General features: G+C 47.5%; 1 protein-coding gene. It reads left to right on the top strand.

Translation table 11 applies throughout. The annotated features are described in order from the left end of the window. The coding region (locus tag A3756_RS06625) for an acyl-CoA dehydrogenase family protein (protein WP_255376510.1) at window positions 1–244 on the top strand (244 nt) is incomplete at both ends.

Genomic DNA, 244 nt, shown 5'->3' with positions numbered 1-244 from the left:
GAGATACCTGACCGTCTTTCTCCCATTGCTCGTGGTGAGGCACAGCTTCAGCTTCAAGGAACTTCTTAAACGCATCGCTAGTGCAGAGTCGATTCTTGAGCAAACAGTCGCATACGTTAAAGAGCGTAAAGCCTTCGGCCGTGAAATAGCATCGTTCCAGAACACCCAGTTTAAGCTTGCCGAAATGTCAGCAACCTTGACGATGGCGCGTGTATTTGTCGATAAATGCTTAGAGCTGCATATT

It is taken from the genome of Oleiphilus sp. HI0086 (assembly GCF_001635225.1).
Note: the sequence above shows the minus strand (reverse complement) of the source record. Positions and strands in the feature narration are given on the sequence as shown.